This is a genomic window from Helicobacter trogontum (assembly GCF_000765905.2).
In the GTDB taxonomy this organism is placed as follows: domain Bacteria; phylum Campylobacterota; class Campylobacteria; order Campylobacterales; family Helicobacteraceae; genus Helicobacter_A; species Helicobacter_A trogontum.
Genome location: NZ_JRPL02000090.1, coordinates 1 through 1,058 on the forward strand (window position 1 = coordinate 1; position 1,058 = coordinate 1,058).

The 1,058-nt window shown below is 32.0% G+C and carries 2 protein-coding genes; both read left to right on the forward strand.

Going from position 1 to position 1,058, the window contains the following annotated elements; translation table 11 throughout:
* Positions 1–127 precede the first annotated feature (127 nt).
* A complete protein-coding gene (locus LS81_RS10980; RefSeq protein WP_138069958.1) occupies positions 128–538 on the forward strand; it encodes a hypothetical protein in 411 nt (136 codons plus the stop codon).
* A gap of 129 nt (positions 539–667) precedes the next feature.
* Positions 668–1,058 (forward strand): M23 family metallopeptidase (locus tag LS81_RS10985; RefSeq protein ID WP_237022246.1); only part of this gene is annotated, 391 nt, incomplete at its 3' end.

The following is a 1,058-nucleotide window of genomic DNA, read 5'->3' on the forward strand; positions in this document are numbered from 1 at the left end:
ATTTTTTTTACAAACTTTTGTTTTTGTATGTCTTTTATTGCTTATAATATTAAACTTTTTAAATCCTGCATTAAATCTCGCATAATTAATGAGATTAAAAAAAAAGGGGGGGGGGGGGTGACACACGATGAAAAAACTATCTATAATCTTTATTTTATTTATAAGTTTAGGATACACACAAGAAGCCAAGCTAACACGGGTATATTTTGATGAGAATCTTACCAATTTTCAGTGCGTCAAGATTTTTGTCAATCTTGTAAGAAGCAGTGATTTTGATTTCAAAGCTTGGCGTGGAGATAAAAGTGTGGAGTGGGCAAAAGAGCATATCTCATTTGAATTTGATACTTGGGATAATGACAAGATTTTAGTAAGACTATTCTTTGATTGGCAAGATTCTAGTAGTGATGAATTTCAAGGCACAGGGACAATAGGCTTTGTAAAATATGATAGACAAATGCAAAAACTGCAAGATGCTAATCTAGAAACATCATTACGCTTTGATACAAACTTAGCAAAACAGTTAGAAACTTGTGAGTGAAATGCAACCCAAACTATTTATGGACGAAATAGAAATGGCGGGGCAAGAAAACATGCAGCAAGGGATTTATATACAGATTTCTTTGAAAGAAATATTAAAAACCCAAAATCTAATATAGAAATTGTCGCAATTGCTGATGGAGAGGTTTTAGACAAAAGAGATTTTTATCTTGACACCAAACAAGTTACAATTCTGCATGAAACTTCTAAATATGGCAAATTTATTGTAAGATATGGAGAACTAGATAGTAGTAGAATCTTGGTTAATATAGGAGATAAGGTGAAGCAAGGGCAAGTGATTGGTTATGCTGGTTTGATGTTGAAGAATGGTATTCACCCAAGTATCGTTCCTCATAAACAAGTAATGATGCTCCATTTTGAATTGTATAAAGATGGTAGCAAAATAGATGTTAAAAAAGGAGGTAAAGATATTTTGAGTATAGCAGGAAATATTTTTGAAAGAAGAAATGATATAGCTGACCCTTTAGAGATTCTACAAGAGGGTTATAAAAATACTTTTG